Annotated in this window: 13 protein-coding genes; 8 read left to right on the top strand and 5 right to left on the bottom strand. The window is 69.9% G+C overall.

Translation table 11 applies throughout. From position 1 onward, the window contains the following. Positions 1-34 precede the first annotated feature (34 nt). Positions 35-763 carry a response regulator transcription factor gene (locus tag STBA_RS00065; protein WP_253194467.1) on the bottom strand — a complete coding sequence of 243 codons (729 nt, stop codon included), beginning with the start codon at positions 761-763 and terminating at the stop codon, positions 35-37. A gap of 301 nt (positions 764-1,064) precedes the next feature. Between STBA_RS00065 and STBA_RS38490 the strand changes: the two genes are divergently transcribed. Together STBA_RS38490 and STBA_RS00055 are read left to right on the top strand one after the other, a co-directional pair. Further along, positions 1,065-1,649 (top strand): NAD(P)H-dependent oxidoreductase, encoded by a 585-nt coding sequence (locus STBA_RS38490; RefSeq protein ID WP_077057265.1) that lies wholly within the window; start codon positions 1,065-1,067, stop codon positions 1,647-1,649. A 98-nt stretch (positions 1,650-1,747) separates the two neighbouring features. After that, entirely contained in the window at positions 1,748-2,647 is a 900-nt protein-coding gene (locus tag STBA_RS00055) for an alpha/beta fold hydrolase (protein WP_077057264.1), read from the top strand. A 25-nt stretch (positions 2,648-2,672) separates the two neighbouring features. On the opposite strand, the gene STBA_RS00050 is transcribed toward STBA_RS00055, so the two are convergent. The 4 genes from STBA_RS00050 to STBA_RS00035 all read right to left on the bottom strand — a co-directional run bounded on the left by STBA_RS00050 (position 2,673) and on the right by STBA_RS00035 (position 7,163). Further along, on the bottom strand, positions 2,673-4,241 hold the full coding sequence (locus tag STBA_RS00050; RefSeq protein WP_077057263.1) for a PQQ-dependent sugar dehydrogenase: 1,569 nt from the start codon (positions 4,239-4,241) through the stop codon (positions 2,673-2,675). Positions 4,242-4,441: 200 nt separating this feature from the next. Beyond that, the gene (locus STBA_RS00045; RefSeq protein ID WP_077057262.1) at positions 4,442-5,353 is read right to left on the bottom strand and encodes an aminoglycoside phosphotransferase family protein; all 912 of its coding nucleotides are present in this window, start codon (positions 5,351-5,353) and stop codon (positions 4,442-4,444) included. Between the two features lie 84 nt (positions 5,354-5,437). Next, positions 5,438-5,992: a hypothetical protein gene (locus STBA_RS00040; protein WP_171987610.1), complete on the bottom strand. Its 555-nt coding sequence runs from the start codon at positions 5,990-5,992 to the stop codon at positions 5,438-5,440. A gap of 370 nt (positions 5,993-6,362) precedes the next feature. Then, entirely contained in the window at positions 6,363-7,163 is an 801-nt protein-coding gene (locus STBA_RS00035; RefSeq protein WP_077057260.1) for an SAM-dependent methyltransferase, read from the bottom strand. A gap of 409 nt (positions 7,164-7,572) precedes the next feature. Here STBA_RS00035 and shc point away from each other — a divergent pair, with 409 nt between their 5' ends. From shc to STBA_RS00005, 6 genes are all read left to right on the top strand, one after another. Next, positions 7,573-9,519, top strand: a complete 1,947-nt coding sequence (gene shc / locus STBA_RS00030) for a squalene--hopene cyclase (RefSeq protein ID WP_077057259.1) — start codon at positions 7,573-7,575, stop codon at positions 9,517-9,519. Further along, a complete protein-coding gene (locus tag STBA_RS00025) occupies positions 9,506-10,630 on the top strand; it encodes a UbiA family prenyltransferase (RefSeq protein WP_077057258.1) in 1,125 nt (374 codons plus the stop codon). Before shc ends, STBA_RS00025 begins: the two co-directional genes overlap by 14 nt. A gap of 49 nt (positions 10,631-10,679) precedes the next feature. Then, on the top strand, positions 10,680-12,065 hold the full coding sequence (locus STBA_RS00020; RefSeq protein ID WP_143659375.1) for a cytochrome P450: 1,386 nt from the start codon (positions 10,680-10,682) through the stop codon (positions 12,063-12,065). Between the two features lie 66 nt (positions 12,066-12,131). Next, on the top strand, positions 12,132-12,545 hold the full coding sequence (locus tag STBA_RS00015) for an Mpo1-like protein (protein ID WP_077057256.1): 414 nt from the start codon (positions 12,132-12,134) through the stop codon (positions 12,543-12,545). Next, positions 12,542-14,173, top strand: coding sequence for a DUF6875 domain-containing protein (locus STBA_RS00010; RefSeq protein WP_077057255.1), 1,632 nt, complete (start codon positions 12,542-12,544; stop codon positions 14,171-14,173). The genes STBA_RS00015 and STBA_RS00010 overlap by 4 nt, the downstream gene beginning before the upstream one ends. Before the next feature lie 362 nt (positions 14,174-14,535). Continuing rightward, positions 14,536-15,927 carry a cytochrome P450 gene (locus STBA_RS00005; RefSeq protein WP_077057254.1) on the top strand — a complete coding sequence of 464 codons (1,392 nt, stop codon included), beginning with the start codon at positions 14,536-14,538 and terminating at the stop codon, positions 15,925-15,927. Positions 15,928-16,203: the final 276 nt, after the last annotated feature.

The raw sequence follows: 16,203 nt of genomic DNA, 5'->3' as shown, positions 1-16,203 counted from the left end.
GCATAGCGGTCCTTTCCGAGAACGACGGGCCCCGTCATGGCTGCGCGAGCCGGAATCCCACACCGCGCACGGTCACGATCCAGCCGGTCGATCCGAGCTTTCTCCTCAGCCCGGACACATGCGTGTCGAGCGTGCGGCTGTGAACGGTGTCGGATTCCTGCCACACGCATTGCATGAGCTGTTCCCTGCTCACCACGGCACCGGGCCGCGCCATCAGCACGTGCAGCAGGTCGAACTCCTTGCGGGTGAGCCGCAGCGGCTGCCCGGACAGCACCGCGGTCCTGACGGCGGGATTCACGCTCAACGGCCCCATCCGCACGACTCGCTGCTCCCTGCGCGTGGGGGAGGAACGGCGCATCACCGCCTCCATACGGGCCAGCAGCTCCTGAAATCCGTATGGCTTGACCAGGTAGTCATCGGCGCCGGCCCGCAGACCGAGCACCCGGTCCGCTTCGTCGGACCGCCCGGTCACGGCGAGCAGCGGCACTTGGGACGTCGCCGTGAGCGACCGGCACATGTCCAGCCCGTCCACATCGGGAAGTTCGAAGTCCATCAGGATGACGTCCGCGCCCTGACGGGCCCGCAGCGCCTCCATGCCCGTCCGCACGCAGCGCACGCGGTGTCCGTGTTCCTCCAGGCGCCTGCACAGACTGCGCGCGGCGCGCTCGTCGGATTCGACCACGAGGATCTGCCACGAATGCGCATCCTGCAATGGTCCCGCGACCATGAACTGCGTGGAATCGTGCTGCGTCTGGTGCCGCACGGAAATCCTCCTGCAATTTTGCCGTCAGAAGAACGGGGATTCACTGGCGCATTGCCGTTCACCGAGACCCTTTCACAGGAACGGCGCGCGCCGAGGGGTTGATGACACCTTGGTTGACCATGTGCCTCAACCGCCCTTGCTGACAGGCATCTTGGCCGGGAGATTCACGTCGGCAGCGGGCCGCGGGCCCGGCCATGCTCGGTATCCGCGAGCGCCGCCGACTGCAACAATTCCCGCACGAGACGCAGTACGGGTATCGGCCGACGGCTGCCCCGGGCAGCCCTTCAGAGAGGAAACCGGCGTGAGCAACGAGCCGTTGAAGTTGGCGGTGGTGGTCGGGAGCGTGCGCGAGGGCCGCATGGGGGAGAAGGTGGCCGGCTGGGTCACCGCTCAGGCCGCCCTGCACGCGAAGTGGGACGTGGACGTCGTGGACCTCGCCGACCACCCCCTGCCGCTCGCCGTGGCGGGCATGGGCCAGCCGGTGGCGGAGGAGGTGCAGCGCGTCAAAGACGCCATCACCCCGCGGCTCGTCGCCGCGGAGGCATTCGTCGTCGTCACGCCCGAGTACAACCACTCCTTCCCCGCGTCACTGAAGAACGCTATCGACTGGCATCTCACGGAGTGGTCGGCCAAGCCCGTCGGCCTGGTCTCCTACGGCGGAATGGGCGGCGGCCTGCGGGCTGCCGAGCACCTGCGGCAGGTCTTTCCCGAGGTGCACGCCATGACTATCAGGGAGATGCTCTCCTTCCACAACGCCTGGGGAGCCTTCGACGGGGACGAGGCGCTGCCGGACGCCGAGGCCGCGGCAAAGAAGTTCTTCGACCAACTGGCCTGGTGGGCCGAGGCCCTGCGCCGGGCCCGCGCGAGCAGCCCCTACCTGCCCTGACCGCACCGCCCGGGGGCCGCCGCGGGCGGCCGGCCCCCCGGGCGGCTCCCGTGTCCTGCCACCCGACGCGACCACGCCTTTGAAGGACGGAGTCCTCCATGCCGCAGCCGGCCACGGCCCGCGAGGTCGAGTTACCTGCCGGAAGGGCACGCCTGTCGGCCCTGCTCGCCGAGCCCGCCACACACGAGCCGCGTGCCGTCCTCGTCGCCCTCCACGGCGGCGGCATGCGGGCCGGCTACTTCCACGGCCGGGCCGATCCCGCAACCTCCCTGCTGACCCTGGCCGCCGCCGCCGGATACGCGGCCCTCGCCATCGACCGCCCCGGCTACGGCGCCTCCGCTGCGGCCTTCCCCGACGGCGCGACGCTCGCCGAACAGGCGACCTGCCTGCGGGCCGCCCTGCGCGGCTACGCCGCGACCCGCCCGACCGGCGCCGGTTTCCTGCTGGTCGGCCACTCGCTCGGCGGCAAACTCGCCCTCACCACGGCGGCCGGCGCCGCCGAGGATGACCTCCTCGGCGTCGACGTCTCCGGCGTCGGCGAACGGTGGGCGCTGCCCCCCGACCGCCTCGCCCGCCCCCGGAACACCCACCGTCTCCACTGGGGTCCGCTCGCGCTCTACCCGCCCGGCACCTTCCGCCTGGCCCAGCACCTCGTCGGCCCCATCCCACCCAGGGAAGCCGGCGAGATGCTCCGCTGGCCGCGGCAATACCCCCGGCTGGCCCGCCGCATCCGGATACCGGTCAGCCTCACCTTCGCCGAGCACGAACACTTCTGGACCTGCGACCACGATGCCGTGCACGCCATGGCCGCGCGTCTGGCCGCCCCCTTCGTCCACACCGGGCGCCTCGCCGGTGCCGGTCACAACATCAGCCTCGGGCACGCCGCCCGCCAGTACCACCTGCGCGTCCTGGCCTTCCTCGAAGCCTGCCGCGACCGCCGGTCCCGCCCGGGGCCCGCCGAACGGCCCGGTGCCCTCACCCGCCGTACCGGCAGGTGAGGGCACCTCCTCTCCTGTCCCCGGGTCAGCCGCCGACGCCGCAGTTCGCCCCGTTGAGGGCAAACCTGCCCGGCACCGCCGTCTCCCCAGAATGGCTGACGAGGTAGCCGATGCTCACGCTCGCGCCCGGCGCGATCGCGCCGTTGTGCGAGGCGTTCGTCGCGGTGACGATGTCGCCGTTCTGGGTGATCGTGGTGTTCCAGTCCGACAGAACCGTCTGCCCCGCGGGCAACGGGAAGGTGAGCGACCACCCGTCGACCGGCTCGGTACCGGAGTTGGTGATGGTCAGGTCGACCGTCATGCCGCCGCCCCAGGCATTCGCCGTGGCCTCGACCCGGCAGGTCGGCTCCGTCCGCTCGAACGACACCCGGTGCAGGCCGCCCGGCAGGTCGTTCACGACGTAGAACTCGCCCTCCGCCGTGGTGCCGAACGCCGTCACCTGCGTGGGCATCTCCCCGATCTCCGCCTGGAGATAGCCGCCCGCGCCGTCCTCGCGCAGCGCCCACACCGTGGACGAGCAGTAGTCGGTGGCGATGTAGGTGCCGCCGACCAGATCCGCGAACTCCTCACCGCGGTACACGCGTCCGCCGATGACGGCGCAGCCGCCGGTCTGCGGGGAGTAGGTGAAGACCGGGTCGGTGTACTCGGTGCCGGGGTCGCACTGCGCCTCGTCGAATACCTCCGAGCCCTCGTAGCAGGACCAGCCGAGGTTCGCCCCCGCCTGCTCGGCGGGCCCGAGGTGGTCGATCTCCTCCCAGCGGCCCTGACCCACGTCGCCGATCCACAGCGAGCCGTCCGCCGGGTCGAAGGAGAACCGCCAGGGGTTGCGCACCCCCCATATCCAGATCTCCTCCCGGGCGCCCGCCACGCCCACGAACGGGTTGTCCTCGGGAACGCAGTAGCCGAGGCCGCCGCAGTCCCCGCCGACGTCGATGCGCAGAATCTTGCCCAGCAGCGTGTCCAGCCGCTGCCCGGTGTCGAACGGGTCACCGGAGCCGCCGCCGTCCCCGATGGCCCAGTACAGGTACCCGTCGGGGCCGAACGCCAACTGGCCGCCGTTGTGGTTGTTGTACTCCGCGTGTTCCTGCGACAGCAGCGGCTCCAGGCTCGCGTCCTCCAGCCCGTACCGCGCCAGCGTCACCGCACCGTCCGGCAACGCCGTGTACGCCAGGTACAGTTCCTGGCTCTCGTTGAAGTCGGGCGCGAGCGCGATGCCGAGCAGCCCGCGCTCGTTCCCCGACTCGTCCACCGCGGACGTGATGTCCAGAAGCGGCGTCTGCTCAAGACCGGTGTCCGGGTGGTAGACGCGGACCGTTCCGCTCTTCTCCACGATGAAGAGCCGGCCCGTTCCGTCGTCGGGCCCGACCAGCGCGGTCGGGCGCCGCAGGCCGGACGCCACCTGGGTGGCGCTTGCGGTCACCTCTTCCAGGGGCACCGCGGCGGCCTCCGCCGCCGGCCCGGCGCCGTCCGAACCGGCGGCGGACGGGGAGACCGCGGAGGGGGCGACGGGTGGGGAGGCGGACGCCGTCAGGGGGGCGATCAGCGTCAGCGACAAAGCGAGCAGGGCAGGACCTGCCCAGCGTCTTTTCGACATGTCGGCTCCAGGGGCGAGGGGTGGTTCCTGGGAGTGCACGGGCGCGCCCGGCCCGTGACATCACGTCCGCGGCACCGCGCTCCGGCCCGGATTCCGTCACGTTCCATGATCTGACGCGCCTGGCGGGACCGTACCGGCTCCCCCACCACCACGCCAGGCCGCACGCGATATTGCCCGCCCCAGCCGGTCGAACGCCCCACTCAGCCGAACTCGTCGTGGTCGTCGAGGACTTCACCGATGACACGGCGGTGCTCCGCCGCCGGAGCCGGACGGGCATCGATGTCGGCCGCCAGGCAGATCAACGCCTTCCACAGCGCCCACCCCCGGGCCCGCGCCCACATCCCCCGGCCCTGCCCGACGGCCGCGCGGAACGCCTCCCGGCTCTCCCCACGGAACATCGTCCACGCGATCACCAGATCGCAGGCCGGGTCGCCCACCCCCGACGTGCCGAAGTCGATGACCGCAGCCAGCCGCCCCTCCCTGACCAGCAGATTGCCGCCCGCGATATCCCCGTGGAACCACAGCGGCGCGCCCCGCCAGCCCGCCGCGAGGGCCGCCTCCCACACGGCCGCCGCCCGCCGGGTGTCGATGCGGCCCGCAAGCGCCGCCAGCGCCCGGCGGGTCTCCCCGTCGTAGTGGCCGGGCGGCGTGCCGCGGTAGAAGCTGTGCGCACCGGCCGCAGGGCCGCCCGTCGCGTCGATGCGCTGGAGCGCCAGCACGAACTCGGCGACCGACGTCGCGAAGCCCGCCATATCGCCGATACGGTCCGGCCGCGCCGTGTCGCCCGCCAGCCACCCGCGGACCGACCAGCGGAACGGATACCCCTCTCCCGGCTCGCCCAACGCCAGCACCGGCGGGATCGGCACGGGCAGCGCCGGCGCCAGAACGGGCAGCCACCGGTGTTCCTTTTCCACGGCCGGGGCATACCCCGCCGCGGTGGGCAGCCGCACCGTCATCCCGGAGCCGAGACGGTAGGTCCGGTTGTCCCAGCCGTCGACCGGCACGGGCTCGACCGGCAGACCGCTCCACTGCGGGAACTGCACGGCGATCAGCCGCTTCACCAGCGCCGCGTCGATCCCCGCGCGGCCGTCGTCGTTCAGGCTCTCGACCATCACCGGATCATGACGCGGACGGGCGGAACAGCGCCACCGGATTGACGCGGGCCCGGCACCGCATCGCGCACCCGAGCCGACCGCTCAGGGCGCGTTCCCCTCGACCAGCGGCCGCAGCTCCTCCTCCAGCGCGTCACTCTCGACGCGCTGCCAATACGTCGACGGGGGAGCGTACGACGTCTCCGGGCAGCTCTCGTCCGGGCTGGTCGTACCGTCCAGGCTGAACTCGGCGACCAGCTCGCCCGTCTTCGCCTCGAACACCCGGTAGACGTACCGCTCGGAAAACACCTCCGGATTGCGATCCCCGTACGGGGCGCCCCCCAGGTAACTGCAGTCGCCGACCTTCTCGCCCTCGAACTCGTCGTCCGCGTACTCGCACACCACCAGCTGGGTGAAGTCGTAGGGCGCCGACGGCGACCACTCCTGCGGAAGCTGCGGCACCTCCACCTCGGGAATAGAACCCGGCCGGAACAGCACGGCCGGATGCGGCCCGGGCCCGCTCCAGGCCGGGCCGTCCGGAGAGTAGGCCACCACCGCCCCGGCGTCGAACGGGTCACCGCCACAGGCGTCGTAGCCGTCCCTGGTCTCCGGCGGCCTGGGCGGCGTCGGGATCTCGCGGGGCTTCGGGCTGGTCGGCACCGCGGGCACCCCGTCGGCCGGCGGCTCCCCCTCGCCGCCACACCCGCCCAGCACGGCCACGGCCACGGCGACCGCCCCGGGAACGATCCCGGCCCTCCGACGACGCGCACGTTTCACAAGACGCCCCCGCCCCCGAACGCCCGTCCGGAATCCGGCCCGAGACGGGCGCCCCATCGTACAGCGGTGCGGAACACCGTGCTGCACCCCCAGGCGGCCCGCCGCCACCGAGACCGGCGACGGCCCCGCCCACCGGCTCCCCCCGCGCCAACGACCCCGCCCCTCCCCGCCCTTGACGCCGAAGGATCGCCGCCGGACAGCGGCCCCCGGGGGCGCACGGCCGTTACCGAACGCCCCCGGACACCACCCGCGCCTACGCGAGCTTCCGGCCCACCCCGCACAACTCATGGGTGATGTCCGTCGCCGCCCCCACCTCGGCGAACTGGGGACGCCACTGCGGCAGCGGAACCACCCCCGGCTCGACGAGTTCCAGACCGTCGAAGAACGCCACCATCCGGTCCGGGCTGCGCAGCGTGTACGGCACCGAACCACCCTCGTTGTACCGGCGCTGCGCCTCGGCGAACTCCCGGTTCGTGTCCGTCCCGTCGGCCAGCGCCACATAACTGCCCACGGGCAGCCCCTCGACCAGGCGACGAACGATGGCGTGCGGCTGCTCCTCATCACCGATGTGCCCCAGCACGCCGAGCATGGTCAACGCGACCGGGCGCGAGAAGTCCAGCCGCTCGGCCGCGGCGGCCAGGATCACGTCGGGATCACGCACATCGGCCTCCACGTAATACGTGCGGCCCTCCGGCGAGCTCGTCAGCAGCGCCCCCGCGTGGGCGAGCACCAGCGGATCGTTGTCCACGTACACGATGTGCGCCTCTGGCGCGACGCGCTGCGCGAGCTCATGAGTGTTGTCCTGGGTGGGCAGGCCCGTCCCGATGTCGAGGAACTGCCGTATCCCCGCCTCACCGGCCAGGAACTGCACCGCCCGATCCAGGAAATACCGCTGCCCACGGGCGATGTCCACAATGCCCGGGAACGCCTCCCGATAGGCCTCGCCGGCCACCCGGTCGACCTCGTAGTAGTCCTTGCCTCCCAGTAAGTAGTTCCAGATGCGGGCCGAGTGCGGTACCGACGTGTCGATGGGCCGCGACGCGCTCTCGCTCATGCTCACGCTCCTCTACATCAGCGGATTCGGCCCCATCCCACCATGCGGACGCCCCTCCAGCCCTCCCGCCCCCACCCCGAACGACCCTGACAAGCAAGGCAGTTCGGCCAAGTCCGGCAGTCTCCGCGCTCCCGCCCGCCGGACGCGGCTACCACTCCGCAGGCGCGACCGGTCCCGACCGGCCTGCGCTACACCTGAGAGCCGTTGCCCGAGACGGCAGACAAGCAAGGGGTACCTGGCCGCGCACGTGGCGGAAAGCCGCCCGTGGCGCGTTACCCCGGTGCACAAGTCTGCCCCAGCAGAAGGAAGCGATCTTGGCGCTCATTCCGCAAAGGCTCTTGGTACCGCAACGAGCACCACAACGGTGCGTGCACCGACCGGCCCACCGGAAAGGGGGCCCGGTCGCCCCATGAACGACATCCACGCCGACGACACCCTCGCCCGCGGAATCGACAACCTCCTGGCGCGCCAACTCGACGACGGACACTGGTACGAAGGACCGCACACCAACGTCAGCGCCGAATCGGCCGACATCATCGCCCGGCACTGCCTGGGCATCACCGACACGGCCGCCCTCGAACGCACCGCCCTGCGAGTACGCCGAGGACAGCACGACGACGGATCCTGGCCCATGTTCCCCGGCGGGCCGGGGCACCTGTCCGTCACCGCCGAGGCATACCTCGCGCTACGGCTGGCCGGCGACCCGCCCGACAAGCCGCACATGCAGTCCGCCGCGCAATACTGCCGCCGCCACGGCGGGCTCGGCGCAGCACGCACCGAAACCCACTTCTGGCTCGCGGTGCTCGGCATCCACGCGTGGGACCGCGTTCCGCCCATCCTGCCCGAACAGATCCTGTTCCCGGCCGGCACCCCGGTCGCAGTGCGCTCGCTGGGCGTATGGTCACGGCACCTGCTCACACCACTATCGGTCATCGCAGCCCAGCGACCCACCTGGCCCGCCGGATTCGACCTGCCAGAACTGTACGACCCCGCATCCCCCGCCGAGACCACACCACCCGGCAAAGCCGAACGGGTCATGCGCGCCTACCACAAACACCCGCTGCGCCCACTGCGAGGCCGGGCACTGGCACGGGCGGAACTATGGCTGCTGCGCAACCAGCAGGCGAACGGCTCCTGGTTCCACGTCTTCCTCTTCACCGCGCTGGGAACACTGGCCCTCAAAGCCCTCGGCTACACCACCGACAACAACGCCTACCGCTCCGCACTCGCCGCGCTGGACGGCTTCGGCGCACCCGTCGAAACCCCGGACGGGGCCGCGCGCCGGATCGTCCCCTGCCCCGGACCCGTATGGGACACGGCCTACTCACTGCTCGCCCTGCTGGACGCCGGGGTGGAGCCCACCCACCCGGCGATCGAACGCGCCTGCACCTGGCTCATCGCCCAGCAGTCCACCAGCGGCGGCGACTGGCAACGCGACCGGCCCCGGGTACCTCCCGGCGGCTGGCCGTTCTCCCCGGGCCTGAACAACTACCCGGACCTGGACGACACCGCCATCGCCATCACCGCGCTCACCCGGCTCCGCGACAGCAACGGACAACTCCCGCCCGCCGTGGCACCAGCGGTCGAACGCGGCCGCGGCTGGCTCGCCGGCCTCCAGTCCCGCAAGGGAGGATGGGCCGCCTACGAATCCGGCGACCTGTCGCCGCTCACCGAACTCTCGCAACGCCTCCCCTACAACGACCACGGCCCGATGCTCGACGTACCCACCGCCGACGTCACCGGCCACGTCCTCGAAGCCCTCACCGCCGCCGCACCAGAAGGCGGAGCGCGAAGGCCGTCGGCCGCGGCCGAATGGCTCCTCGCCCAGCAAGAACCGGACGGCTCCTGGTTCGGCCGCTGGGGCGTCAACCACATCTACGGAACCGGAAGCGCCGTCCCCGGCCTCGCGGCCGCCGGAATCGGCCCAGGCGACCCGCACATCCGACGGGCAGTGGACTGGCTGCGCCAACACCAGAACGCGGACGGCGGCTGGGGCGAGGACTGCCGGTCCTACGACGACCCAGCCCACCGCGGCCGCGGCCGAAGCACCCCCTCGCAGACCGCCTGGGCCCTGCTCGCCCTGCACGCCGCCGGCGTCGGCGCCGACGACAAGCAGGTGCGAGCGGCGTTCACCTGGCTGGCCGACCACCAGCGCCCCGACGGCTCATGGGACGAAGAAGTCTTCACCGCAACCGGCCAGCCGGGCGAAATCTACTTCGGCTATCCGGCGATCGTCCAGGCAATGCCCGTCATCGCCCTCGGCCGATACCTCGCACCCGCACGGCCCCCCGGCCAACTCGACCCACCGCACACCCGGCTCGCCGCGGAGCAGGAGAGCGGCCATGGCGCCGCGTGACGGCGAAACCCTGTCCGAGGCCGAGCCGACGCACCGGCAGCCCCCCCAGAACTGGACAACGCTGCCGCCACACGAACTGGTGATCCTCGTCCGCAGCAGCCCAGGAACCGTGGGCCCCGCGCGGACAGCACGCCTGCTGATCGCCCTGAGCAGACCGCGGACATGCACGCCCAGCCTGACCATCTTCGCGCTCGGCTACGGCATCGTCGCCAGCGAAGTCCGCTGGCAGTTCTGGCTCGGCGCCTTCCTGATGCTGACAACCGGAATGCTGGCCAACCTCTACAACGTCCACACCGACCTCGACGAGGACAGCGTCAACATGCCCGGCCGGCTCGGCCTGGTCGGCGAGATCGGCTGGCGCCGCTACCGCACCACCCTGGCCATCTGGAGCGCGGCAGTGGTGCTGTCGTCGATACCGCTCGGACCCGGCCCCCTCGGCATCTTCCTGCTCGTACTGGCAGGCTCCCACCAGTACTCCTACCGGCCGCTGCGACTCAAAGCCAAGCCCGTCGCCGGCCTGCTCGGCTTCGCCCTCGCCGGCTACGGCCCTCTCATATTCGGATACGCCGTGGCCTGCACCGCCACCGGCCAGGTCGACCCGCCACCCAACCCCGCCGCGCTCCTATGGCTGCTCGCCCTCATCACACTGTGGTTCGTGGCAAAAGGCCTGGTGAAAAACGTGCCCGACTACGACGGTGACAAGCGCACCGGACTGCGCACCTCGGCCACCGTGTTCCCCACCCGACGGGCCGCCGCGATCGCAGCCGGCACCGCAACAGTCGGCGTGCACCTGGTCGCCCCGCTGTTCACCTTCCTCGCCCACGGAAACGAAGGCACGGGCAGCCTCAGATGGCTGCTGCTGGTACCGGCCGTGCCGTTCGCCCTACTCCAGGCCATCCGAATGGCCCGAGCCGTCGGCACACACGCCAACAGCGTCCTGAAACAGGACATGTGGTTCACCTTCCTGTTCATCGCCCTGGTCCTCGCGCTCTCCGCACCCGCCGCGGTCACCGCACCGGCGCTCGCCGCCACGGCACTGCTCATGGTCGCCGTCGACGCCCTCCGAGTCGACTCCCGCGAAAACAACCTCACCCGCACAACCGCGGGCTGAACCCCGGGCGGCCGCCCCCCCGCCCCACCCCAACCGATGGGAGAATGCCGTGACTTCACACCTGTCAGGTCCGGTGACCGCGCCCGGCGGCCGACGCCCGCGCCTACCGGGCCCACGGACGCCGCGGGAAGTCGCAGCGGCCCTCGACAACTTCCGGGACTCCGTGGCCGCCGGAATGAGCCACCTGCACCACACCTACGGACCCGTCGCGGCCCTCGGCGTCGGACCACTGCGCTGGACCTTCCTGTTCGGCACCGACGCCAACGACCTGGTACTGGGCAACACCGAAAACTTCGAATTCTCCTACGGCGGCCTCCAAGCCATCGCCGGCGACACCGCCCTGGTGGCCCTGCCAAACGCCGAAAACCGCATCATGCGACAACTCCTGCGCCCACTGTTCGACCGCGAACACGTGGACGCCTACGCGGACCGCGTCCTCGACCGAGTACGCGACCGCCTCGCAGCCTGGCCCCAACGCACGACAGTGGACGCCTACGCCGAACTACGGCTCGCAGTACGGCTGGCATCCGTCGACTCCTTCATCGGCCCCGGCGTCCTCAACCGCGAAGGCAACGCCCTCGACACCACCCTCGAACAACTCCACACCGTACTGAACCGCTCCTCCATCCTGACCCTGCTGGTGTGGAACGCCCCCCGCCTGGGCCGACTGCGGCTACGAAAGCCCCTAAGCCGCATCGACCGGGTCGTGCACGCCGAAATCACCCGCAGGCGCGCCGGGGCCACACCCACACCGGACCCGATCGACCCCATCGGCTTCCTGCTGCGCCCCGGCATCTACCCCGAGCTGCCGGCCGGAGACCACACAGTCCGCGACACGGTCGTCAGCCTCCTCATCGCCAGCTACGACCCAACCAGCTCCGCGCTCGGCTGGTCACTGTACGGCCTGCTGGCCAACCCGGAAGTCCTGGCCGAGGCAAAGCGCGAAGTCGCCCGCGAACTCGGCGACGAACCAGTACGGGCCGCCACCGCGCGCCGGCTCAAGTACCTCGGCCACGTAGTCGCGGAAGCCATCCGCGTCCACCCACCAGTCGTGGCAAGCGCCCGCCACTGCGTCAAAGGATTCGAAATCCACGGCCACCACATCCCCGCCGGCAGCCGCCTCATGCTCAGCCAGTTCACCTCCCACCGCTCGCCCGACTCCTGGCCCGACCCCGAACGATTCGACCCCGACCGGTGGGACAGGACCGGCACCGCAACCGCCGCCGTCCCGCCCGCCGCCTACTTCCCCTACGGCTCCCCACGCCGCAGGTGCCCCGGCAGCGGCATGGCCGCAGTCATCGTGCCCGCAGTACTCGCGGCCGTGCTACAGGCAGGAGACATCACCCTGGCCGACAACCGCCCACCCCGACTCGACGGATTCGCGGCACTGCGGCCCAAAGCCGGACTCCCCGTCCGCGTCCACCAACCCCACTGAGCCGCACCAGAACACGAAACGCCGACTGCGAACCGACACCAAACAACGAAACAGAAGGACACGACGATGACAACGATCAACCAGCCGAAGCCGGCCGTGGACAACAACAACACCACCACGCCCACAACCGCCCCGCTGGAACTGTCGAGCTTCGACCGCTACCTCCTGGCACACACCAAGGCCAGCACGCGGTGGGGCCACGTCGTCGCCATGGGCGCCGCCCTCGCAACCCCGGTGACAGCCCCGAAAGGCAAGCGCCTGCGCCGGACACTGCTGGGCGTGCCGGTGTTCTTCTCCATCGCCTGGCCCAGCCACTTCATCTTCGAACGCAACATGCCGGTCGGATTCACCGACTCCAAAGCCGCATTCTCCGGCGACCTCCGCATGATCTGGATGATGGTCACCGGACGCAACCGCGAACTCGCCGAGCGGATCGAGGAGCTCCAGCGCCTGCTCGCCGACCAGGCGGGCGACCGATGACGGCTGAGGACGTCCGACACCTGATCTACGGGCAAATCGTGTCCAAGGCCGTGCAGACATTCGTCCTCCTCGACCTGCCCAACCTGATGCGGGACGCGGAACACCCCCTCGAACAGTTGACGCAGTCCGTCGGCGCCAACCCCACCTCACTGCGCCGCCTGCTGCGAGCACTGGCCGCCTTCCGAGTCGTCCAGGAAACCGCCCACGACACCTTCGCCCTCGAACCACTCGGCCACCAACTGCGCTCGGACACCCCCCGCACAGCACACCCGACCGCACTGCTGGCCGCGAACGTCGTAGGCCAGGCATGGGACGGGATGACCCACGCCGTCCGCACCGGCAAGCCCGCGTTCGAGGAGATCACCGGCACCCCGTTCTTCCCCTACCTCAGCGACAACCAGCCCCTCAGATCGGTATTCGACGCCTCCCAAGCCGCCGGACTCCACGCCGAACTACCCGGAATCCTCACCGCCCTCGGCCCCACCCCGCCCGGAGTCGCCGTGGACGTCGGCGGCGGCGACGGCGCACTGCTCGAACACATACTCACCCACCACCCCGGCACCCGCGGAGTCCTCGTGGACCGCCCGGAATCCCGCGAACCCGCCACCGCACGAATGAAACGCGCCGGGCTCGCCGACCGATTCACCTTCCACGCGGGGGACTTCCTCACCGACGACGTGCCCACCGGGGACCTGGTACTGCTCCGCCACATCGTGCACGACCTCGGAGACGACGACGCGGCCACCGTCCTCCGTGCATGCCGGCGCGCCCTGCGAGCCGACGGCAGACTCGCCCTCATCGAAATGGCCGCACCGGAAACGGGCGCACACCAGGACGAACGGGCCTGGGACGCGGCCGTGATGGACCTCTACATGATGTGCCTGTTCGCCGGGGGACGCGAGCGCAACACACAGGAAATGACCGAGCTGCTCCACTCCAGCGGCCTCGACGTGGCGAACCACACCCCCCTGCCCGGCGGCGCCGTACTGACCCTCGGCCGACCACACAAAGCCGAGGAACTCGTCGCAGAATGGTTCCGCACCTACCTGATGCGCGACCACCCCGAACTCGGCCGCACCGGACCCGTCTGCCCATTCGTCGAACCAGCGCACCGGGCCGGCACGATCGCCTTCGAACACGCAGAAGACATCGACGGCGAAAACCCCGCCGAACTACGCCGCCTGATCCTCGGCGCAGTCGCGAAGTTCCGCAACAGAACATGGGACCACGGGAACAAATCGCTGCACTCCCTCGTCCTCGTGCTCCCGCAGCTGAGCCGCGCTGGCTGCCAACAGCTCGACCAGACACAGGCGGACCTGAAACCCGAACTCGCCACCCGCGGCGTGATGATGGGCCAATTCCACGAACACTGCGCGGAATCCGCAGCGCGAAACCACACCTTCCCCGTGTCCCAGTCGCCGGTACCACTCATCGCGATCAGAAACATGGCACTCCACGACATCCTATTCCTGCACCACGATGCCAGATGCTTCCACGCATACGCCGAACGATTCGGTGACCGCTTCACCAAAGGCGGCGTCGCCGATCCACTGTTCGTACAGCACTACAAACGCGCGGCCGCCCGGTTCCGACCGGGCCAGAGCAGCGGACAAGGCGAAGCAGTGTGACATGCGCGCAGCAAACCCCACCTACGGCCTCAACCCCCGAGCCGGCCCAACCTGATGCCGGTACCCAGAATCCGCGGCGGCACGAAACCACAACAGCCCGTTGCCATCCTCACCGAGCCTCTCCCCACAAAAACCCCGCCACAGCTCCCTGCCATCTTCTTGCGAGCCAACAACTCCTGAGAAATACACCACTCGTGGCGCCCCCGGCCACCCCCACCGCCCACGAAATGAGCATCCACATCCACCGGCCGCGGAGATGACCTCCAAACACTGGTGCCCCAGCCCGCTCACTCGATCGGCCGGGAAACAGGAAAGACCCGCGCTCCATCCGCCGCCAGCGCCCGTGAAAGACAGGTCACACAATGAACACCAGCACCGAATTCACCCATGCCACAGCCCCCGGCGCCCTGCCCATGCTAGGACACGCCCCCCACCTGATGCGCAACCCCCTGAAGTTCCTCGGCTCCTTGTCCAGGCATGGCGACCTGGTCACCATCCGCCTCGGCCCCCGACAGGCCCACGTACCCTGCCACCCCGAGATCCTGCGCCACATGCTTGTCGATTACCGCACCTTCGACAAGGGCGGCCCACTCTACGATCGAGCCCGAGAAGTTTTCGGAGAAAGCCTAGGTCTCTGCCCGCACGCCCGACACCGCCACCAACGCCGCATGCTGCAACCCGCCTTCGGCGCAGACAACATCGCAGCCTACGGCGCCATCATGGAACAGCAGATCACCGCACTCACCGCCTCCTGGCACAGCGGACACACCTTCGAAGCATTCCCGACCTTCTTCCGCCTGAGCGCGAACACAGCAATGCGCATGATCTTCGGCGCCGGCTGCACAAACGAGGCAGCCACCACCGTGCAACAGTCGATCGCCACCCTCACCCGCGGCCTGGCCGTAGACCTCCTGCTTCCCAAAGTCATCCAAACCCTCCCCCTGCCCGTCATACGCCGGCAAACCAAGGCCCGCGAAACCTTCCTGACCGCCATGGACCGCCTCGTGGCAGAACACCGCGTCCGCCCCCACCCCGCCTCCCTGCTAGCGCTGCTGCTCGACGCCCACGGCGAGGACGGCCGCCCCCTGACCAACGACCAGCTGCGCGAACAAGCGATCGCCTTCCTAAGCGCCGGCACGGACACCACCGCAGCCGCCCTAACCTGGATGTTCCTGCTACTTGCCGGAAACACCACGGCCCAGCGACAACTGGAAGACGAAGTCGACCAAGTCCTCCACGGCCGCCCCGCAGACTTCGCCGACCTTCCCCAACTGCCCTACACCCGACGTGTAGTGACCGAGGCCCTACGGATGCGCCCGCCAGGCTGGGTGTTCACCCGGGCCACCACCACACGCACCACCATCGCGGGCCAAGTGCTGGAGCCCGGCTCCCTCATCCTCATCAGCCCCTGCACCGTCCAGCACCGGCCGGATGTCTACGCCCAACCCGACGAGTTCAGCCCCGACCGGTGGCTACCCGAACACGCCTCAGCCCTGCCGCGCGGCTCCTTCGCCGCCTTCAGCAACGGCGGCCGCAAATGCATCGGCGACGAATTCGCCATGACCGAAGCCACCCTCACACTCGCCACCGTCGCCAGCCGCTGGCGACTCACCCCCGAGCCGCAAACCGACCCCCGCCCCAAGACGCTGGCAACAACCCTGCTGCCCCGGCGCATGCGCCTACGCGTGACCCCGCGCCACGAAACCTCCACTCAACCGGAAACCCCCGTAGACACAAACAGCAAAAGACAATAAGCCGTGAAAACTCGGAAGAAACACACAAAGACGCATTAAGAATTCCGATCGGCACCCCGTCAGGTGCCCGACCGCCAGCCCCTGACGAGGTGCCAACCCAGGCGATACAGTCACACACCCGAACAACACGAAATCAACCCGCAGATGAGAAATGTAATTGCGGAGCAATTACATTCAGCAATTCCGGAGGAATTGCTCCTGAATTCCGGAGGAATTCAGGACCGAATTCCGGAGGAATTCGGTTCCGGCCCGTAGGGCCGGGCGTCGTTCCTGCGG

It is taken from the genome of Streptomyces sp. MP131-18 (assembly GCF_001984575.1).
GTDB lineage: Bacteria > Actinomycetota > Actinomycetes > Streptomycetales > Streptomycetaceae > Streptomyces > Streptomyces johnsoniae.
The sequence above is the reverse complement of the archived record's forward strand: the minus strand, read 5'-3'. Positions and strand labels throughout refer to the sequence as shown.

Excerpts from the sequence above, each read along its gene's own strand:
- STBA_RS00055 (WP_077057264.1), top strand. The coding sequence starts at position 1,748 with ATGCCGCAGCCGGCCACGGCCCGCGAGGTCGAGTTACCTGCCGGAAGG.
- STBA_RS00050 (WP_077057263.1), bottom strand. The coding sequence starts at position 4,241 with ATGTCGAAAAGACGCTGGGCAGGTCCTGCCCTGCTCGCTTTGTCGCTG.
- STBA_RS00045 (WP_077057262.1), bottom strand. The coding sequence starts at position 5,353 with ATGGTCGAGAGCCTGAACGACGACGGCCGCGCGGGGATCGACGCGGCG.
- STBA_RS00035 (WP_077057260.1), bottom strand. The coding sequence starts at position 7,163 with ATGAGCGAGAGCGCGTCGCGGCCCATCGACACGTCGGTACCGCACTCG.
- shc (WP_077057259.1), top strand. The coding sequence starts at position 7,573 with ATGAACGACATCCACGCCGACGACACCCTCGCCCGCGGAATCGACAAC.
- STBA_RS00025 (WP_077057258.1), top strand. The coding sequence starts at position 9,506 with ATGGCGCCGCGTGACGGCGAAACCCTGTCCGAGGCCGAGCCGACGCAC.
- STBA_RS00015 (WP_077057256.1), top strand. The coding sequence starts at position 12,132 with ATGACAACGATCAACCAGCCGAAGCCGGCCGTGGACAACAACAACACC.
- STBA_RS00010 (WP_077057255.1), top strand. The coding sequence starts at position 12,542 with ATGACGGCTGAGGACGTCCGACACCTGATCTACGGGCAAATCGTGTCC.
- STBA_RS00005 (WP_077057254.1), top strand. The coding sequence starts at position 14,536 with ATGAACACCAGCACCGAATTCACCCATGCCACAGCCCCCGGCGCCCTG.